Source organism: Mesorhizobium sp. M2A.F.Ca.ET.039.01.1.1, assembly GCF_003998035.1.
GTDB lineage: Bacteria > Pseudomonadota > Alphaproteobacteria > Rhizobiales > Rhizobiaceae > Mesorhizobium.
This window is the reverse complement of sequence record NZ_RZRY01000541.1, coordinates 1-4398: the sequence shown is the minus strand read 5'-3', so window position 1 is coordinate 4398 and position 4398 is coordinate 1. Positions and strand designations below refer to the sequence as shown.

The window sequence follows — 4398 nt, the reverse complement described above, 5'->3', positions numbered from 1 at the left end:
GTGATCACCTGCTCAACTCCGCCAGGACGATGCGCAGCGCTGTCGGATCGACGGTCCCGTCGATCCGCAATCGCGCGCCGTTCGCAAAGGCGACGATGATCCTGCCGGCCGGGTCCGGGCAATCGGCGGCGGGCCGGTCGACCTCGGGCAGATCGCTCACCTCGATCCGCGCGAAGGTGGCCGCCGCCTGGTCGGCATCGGGCTCGCCGCCGGCCACCTGCTTGCGCCACGCATAGAGCTGCGAAGGAGCTACGCCAAACGCTTGCGCGACCTCGGTCACCGAAGACCCCGCCGCGCTCGCAAGGTCGACCAACGCGCGTTTCTCCGCGCAACTCCACAGCCTCCGTTGCCGCGCGCGGCCGGGCGTCGTTGCACGATCTTCAGCCGCCGCGGCGCCGCTGATCTCGGCGACCACATCACCCTCTGTATGTTCCAATGTCATGGCGCGAAAGCTCCATGTTCATCGGCCTATTGCAAGGTGCCTTGGTGCATCGCTTACGGCATAAACCCCAAGACGGTGACGAAGTGGAAGAAGCTCGACGTCGTCACCGACACGCCGGACGATGTGCGACAGTACTCTCAAAGGGTGAGGAAGCGCTGATTGTCGTCTTCCGTGCAGAGGCTGCCAACTGCTGTTCTCACCCCATACTGGCCTGTGGGCGCCGGAGTCCGTTCGTTGCATACAAAGCAGGCTATAGCCGGGTTATCAATTCGATGGCTAAACGGTTTTCTCCTCCTCACAGCCAGAGACGTGACTGGAAAAAACTTCACTTTCGAAAGCTCGATTTTTCAGGAGCCAATTGGACTACAGTTTAGACGTTCTTGTCGATCATGCACTTGCGGTTCAATGATCGGATCGGCGCTAACCTCGACATCTGGCAAACGCGCGCCCGCGACCGGGGCTTTGCGAGGTACAAAGAAGCCGCAAGCCCGTTGAAATTGGCGTTGAAGTGATACTGAGACTTGAGTACTAAAAATCTTGTTCCCGAATATGAACTTCGTGCGATTCGTCCCCGGCTCACAACATGCTCGGCGTGATGTTCTCGTGGAGGTCCAGCCCCGAGCTCCGTTGTTCCCATTGCTCCGTGGAGATCGAAGCGCGTCAGTTGGTCAAGGTAAAAATCATGATCGATCAAACCGCTCGGCGCGATCATCGAATCCGAGATGGGTAGGAGTTCAACGTCGTCCCGCTCCGTCAAAGCGTCTACAATGCCCCCAAGCGTTGTGCCGTTTCCCGCTGCGTCCTGAATCAATTTATCAGCGCGCACGACCGTGATGCTCTCCGAGATCGTCGGGCACGTGTAGCCGTGGGATTCATAAAATGGCCGTCCGACTGCAATTCGTCGTGTCATTTCCCCTCGGGTGCAGAGGCATTTTGGAAACGAAACCTCTGCCTGAGAAAAGGCCCCACACAACCAACGCGATCGAATGCCGACACAAGGAGTTCAAGCGGCGCATCAAGAGCCAGACCGTGCTGCCTTCGGCCGAAACCGCGGCAATGCTGTTCTGGGCGCTGATGGCGTCCGGCCAAATCGCGATATGAAGAATCGACGGACGGCGAAGCGCTCTCAACCAAGCCACTCAATCAGCAGATTGACCTCGCCGCATGAACCGATAATTATGAGTCTTAAATCATGCATCAGTTAACAACCGTCCATGGAAGCCTCGGAATGTAACCTGCCCTATCGAGCACACGCCGCGCCATAGCGCGGCCGGCCGCGATCACGGTATTCTGGTCAACCTGGGTGGAGCGCCCATCGAGGAACACGAGCCGGCCATCCACCAGCACCGTCGAAGCGGTCGCGCGATGGCCCGACAGTAGCAATTCCTGAATGGGATTGGCGCCCGGCAAAATTTCCGGAACATCAACGCTTCTGATGACGATGTCCGCCCTCTTGCCACTTTCGATCGATCCGATCATGTGGGACAGGCCGACGGCATGGGCAGCATGAACAGTGCGCATCTCCATAATGCGGGCCGCCGAAATATAATGTCCATGCTGACTTGCATCCAGATATCCGAGAAGTTCGAGGTCACCAAAAGTCCATATCTTTGCGGCGTCGACCCCGAAGGCAACATTGCATCCGCGCTCAATTAGCTCCGGAATACGGGGTTTGAAATTGGCATTGATCTTGTAATACATTGAATTTCCAGGCTGCCAGACCAGCGACATGCCGGAGTCGAGAATGACCGGGATCTCGTCATCTCGAATTATGTTCATGTGGACGTATAGGCAGTTCGGCCCTAACAATCCGCGCTTCGCAAAGTATACCATGTTGTGGACACCGCCATAGCGCTCGTCAACAATCTTAGCATCATCCTGGTCGAAGTTGTGGTGCATAGTGAATGTCACGCCATGAGCGTCGGCGCAGTCCTTGGCGGCACGCATCAGGCTCTCCGATGAATAGCAGGCTCCATAGATTGCCACATGACCGCGAACCAGCGCGTCGGGATCCTTATTTCGTGCCAATTGCCCGCCGAGGACCTTGAACGCGCGCTTAGCGTCATTAGGAATGCGCCTCGTTGTCGATGGCCGCGATTGAGGGCCGCCGCTCACGTCCCACATATACGGATCGGCGAGTCCTGCCCTGACTCCCACCGATTCTGCAGCCGCGGCGGCCGCATCCGGCTCGTACACCGTGCCTGGCTCGAGAAAGAACGTATAGCCGTGACGTAGCATCTCGAGACCAACGATTTGCGCCTGGATATGCTCGTCTTCATCCTCGAGATGATTGGTCCAATCAGCAAACGAAAACGGAGCAGCCTGAGGAGTGGGGTGGTCAGGAATAATTCCCCGCGAAAGGTGGATAGCCACATGACAGTGGCAGTCAATAAAGCCCGGGTGGATCACCCCGCCTTTGGCGTCGATCACCCGGCGCGGCCGGAATCGCGCCGCGATGTCCGCATCGCGGCCGACCGCCACGATCGCGTTGCCGTTAATCGCCACCGCACCGCAGGCATAAACGGCACGCTGAGTGTCCATTGTGATCAGATAGCCATTGCGGATCAAGGTATCGCAGACGGCAGCGGGTGCTTCTTCGGTCATCGTCAGTTCCTTTCCCGCGTGTTTCCAAGCCGCATGAGCATGCTCGTGCGCGTCTATGCATCGCATCAAGAACGGATGAGGGAATTCAGAGTATTCCGGGTGCCGCCCTTACTTGCACCAATTGATCGCGATCATGATAGCGCAACTCAATAGATCGATTACTCGGCAGCATGCGGCAGTAGACCAATTTTTGTAGTAGCATATAGGCTTTTCATGTGGCTTGCCAGATAATCGAGGGAACTATGGTTCATGACCAATCCCATCCCGGATGCAAATCCGCTTCTGCGACGAATTCAGTGCGAATTCTGTAGATCTCGGAATAACCTTACATGACCGCAGAACCACTGACTTTCTATCCCACACCCGTATCAAAGAATGTTGTCTATCCGAACAACACAGCCAAGGCCAACTTCGCTTGCCGAGCTCCTGCACATCTTTGCTGCCTTGCCGCAAGGCGGCTACGATCGCCTCGCGAGGAGACATGCAAAACTCACGCCCTTTGCTAAATTGTCTCAAGGAAAATGTCTATCGGATGTCGTTTCAGTACCTTAACACTGGGGATTAGTAGGTGTCGACAACCCGACAAACCGACAGCACGTGTCTCATAACGGCTCGAGAAGGGCCGGTTTCTATGGCCGTCGCCGGCGGACGGCACGGTTTACCGGCGCAGCTCGCCTACATGCTCCACTGGACATAGGAATACCCCTGATACTGACGCTGATGTGCCCTTACCGGCGCAGGTCGAGGTCATCGAACCGACCCCTTTTATCGGCGACGCTTTCGGGTTTTCTCTGTCATACGCGAGTGGTGCGCCGCACCATGGTACGCGTGGAATGGCGATTCGGCCTCACGCTGCTGTTGCCTTTGAGTGTCACGGATATCGGAGTGTTCGAAGAGCCGCGCATCATGCGCACCAAGCTCAGCGTTGAAGCATTGGAAGATTTGGTGGCAGTGGCCGAGGCAAGCGAGGGCGCATGCCTGTCGAGCCTCGAGACGTCTGGCGCACAGTACCGGCTGCGCTCCGCATCGGCTGACCTGCCCGCCGAAGTGCCCCTTCGTCAGTCGACGATCGCTGCTTCGGTGGCGCTGCGGAACTCCTCGTCAGTGACGCCTTCGGCCAGCTCCACCACCTTTAATCCGCCTTCGACGACATCAAGCACACCGAGATTGGTGATGATGCGGTCGACGACGCCCTGGCCGGTGAGCGGCAGCGTGCAGGCCTTCAGCACCTTCGATTCCCCGGTCTTGTTGGTGTGATCCATGACCACCACCACCCGCATCACCCCGGCGACGAGGTCCATGGCGCCCCCCATGCCCTTGACCAGCTTGCCGGGGATCATCCAGTTGGCAAG

Annotated in this window: 4 protein-coding genes and 1 pseudogene; 1 reads left to right on the top strand and 4 read right to left on the bottom strand. The window is 57.6% G+C overall.

Annotated elements, in window-relative coordinates; translation table 11 throughout:
* Nucleotides 1–4: 4 nt before the first annotated feature.
* Nucleotides 5–415 carry a transposase gene (locus EOA24_RS28740; protein WP_245501875.1) on the bottom strand — a complete coding sequence of 137 codons (411 nt, stop codon included), beginning with the start codon at nt 413–415 and terminating at the stop codon, nt 5–7.
* A gap of 397 nt (nt 416–812) precedes the next feature.
* Entirely contained in the window at nt 813–1268 is a 456-nt protein-coding gene (locus tag EOA24_RS28735) for a hypothetical protein (RefSeq protein WP_127410327.1), read from the bottom strand.
* Nucleotides 1269–1411: 143 nt separating this feature from the next.
* Between EOA24_RS28735 and EOA24_RS28730 the strand changes: the two are divergent.
* Nucleotides 1412–1610, top strand: a pseudogene (locus tag EOA24_RS28730) (IS256 family transposase); the annotation flags it as partial.
* A gap of 29 nt (nt 1611–1639) precedes the next feature.
* Here the strand turns inward: EOA24_RS28730 and EOA24_RS28725 are convergent.
* On the bottom strand, nt 1640–3046 hold the full coding sequence (locus tag EOA24_RS28725) for an amidohydrolase family protein (protein WP_189354304.1): 1407 nt from the start codon (nt 3044–3046) through the stop codon (nt 1640–1642).
* Nucleotides 3047–4104: 1058 nt separating this feature from the next.
* The coding region (locus EOA24_RS28720) for a CoA-transferase (RefSeq protein WP_281059905.1) at nt 4105–4398 on the bottom strand (294 nt) is incomplete at its 5' end.

Excerpts from the sequence above, each read along its gene's own strand:
- EOA24_RS28725 (WP_189354304.1), bottom strand. The coding sequence starts at position 3,046 with ATGACCGAAGAAGCACCCGCTGCCGTCTGCGATACCTTGATCCGCAAT.